The sequence below is a fragment of the Bradyrhizobium sp. NAS80.1 genome, from assembly GCF_001908205.1.
Classification (GTDB): Bacteria; Pseudomonadota; Alphaproteobacteria; order Rhizobiales; family Xanthobacteraceae; genus Bradyrhizobium.
On sequence record NZ_LGHL01000457.1, the window covers coordinates 1 to 1,532 of the forward strand.

2 protein-coding genes are annotated in these 1,532 nt (G+C 59.7%); both read left to right on the top strand.

The genetic code is table 11. The features are described 5' to 3' along the window. The first annotated feature begins 99 nt into the window (after positions 1–99). Entirely contained in the window at positions 100–1,203 is a 1,104-nt protein-coding gene (locus AC629_RS44190) for an IS5 family transposase (RefSeq protein ID WP_084810808.1), read from the top strand. Then, entirely contained in the window at positions 1,200–1,424 is a 225-nt protein-coding gene (locus AC629_RS44195) for a hypothetical protein (RefSeq protein ID WP_245332216.1), read from the top strand. The genes AC629_RS44190 and AC629_RS44195 overlap by 4 nt, the downstream gene beginning before the upstream one ends. Positions 1,425–1,532 lie beyond the last annotated feature (108 nt).

Genomic DNA, 1,532 nt, shown 5'->3' on the forward strand with positions numbered 1-1,532 from the left:
CACTTCGCTCGAAAACGCTCTAGCAGGCTGTTGAAGAAGTCGGTAGCGAAGCGTTTCGTGTCGTGATTCTCTAGGATCAGGATTTAACTAGGGGGCGCGATGCGTGGGAGTGACGAACGGTCCGGCTCGCTTTTCAGTTATGTAGACTTGGAGGCTCGGGTTCGCGTCGACCACCCGCTTCGGGTGATCCGCGACTTGGCGAATGGGGCGCTGGGCGACCTTTCTGGGGAGTTCGGCAAGCTCTATGCGGACTTCGGTCGCCCCTCGATCGCACCGGAGAAGTTGCTTCGGGCGATGCTCCTCCAGGCGTTTTATGGGGTTCGCTCGGAACGGCATCTGATGGAACGGATGGAGTTCGATCTTCTGTTCCGCTGGTTCGTTGGGTTTGGGATAGACGATGCGGTTTGGAATCACTCGACTTTCTCGAAGAACCGCGACCGGCTGCTCGAAGGCGAGATTGCGGCCAAGTTCCTGAACGCGCTTTTGGCGCAGCCAAAGGTCAAGCGTCTGCTATCGAGCGATCATTTCTCGGTGGATGGTACGCTGATTGAAGCTTGGGCTTCGATCAAGAGCTTCCGGAAGAAGGATGGCAGCGACAAAGACGAGGACGGTCCGGGACGCAACGCCGAGCGCAGCTTCCACAAGGAGAAGCGATCCAACGAGACCCATGCGAGCACGACCGATCCCGAAGCACGGCTCTACAAGAAGGGGGACGGCCAGCCAGCCAAGCTGAGCTATATGGGCCATGCGCTGATGGAGAACCGCAATGGTTTAGCGGTTTTGGGTGGAGTAAGCCAAGCGACGGGCACCGCCGAACGGGAGATTGCGCTTGCCATGATCGACAAGCGCGGGTGCGCGAAGCGGATCACTCTGGGGGCGGATAAGGCCTATGATGTCACGCAGTTCGTGCACGACCTGAGAGATAGATCGGTTACCCCGCATATCGCGATTGACGGACATCTGAGTAAGACCGGCAAGCGGCGCAAGACAGCGATCGACGCGCGTACCACACGTCACAGCGGTTACGACATCAGCCAACGCTGCCGCAAACGCATCGAAGAAGTCTTCGGCTGGATCAAGAGTTCCGCTGGCTTGGCCAAGGTCAAGCTGCGAGGCCGCGACCGGGTGGATGCCGTCTTCGTCCTGGCGCTTGCGGCCTATAATCTGATCCGGCTTCCCAAGCTTCTGGCGACACCGGCATGAGCATTCGGGGCAGATGGCAGGTCGTCGAGACACCGGGCTACGACATGGCCTTGGCGAGCGCCTACATCCTGTTCGATGAGGCCGGCGGCGAATTCGCCTTCGATTGCCTCACAGGCTCCATTCATGGAGCCTGCCACGGCGATGCCGTCCAGTTCGGCTGGCAGGGAAACGACGAAATGGAGCCGGCCGAGGGGGGACGGCTGGGCCGAACTGCAGGATGACGGCTCACTCGAAGGGGAGATTTGTCTCCTCAACGGCGACAACATCCCGTTCATCGCGCGCCGTTCCAAGACTTCTTCAACAGCCTGCTAGAGCGCCTTCGCAAGACG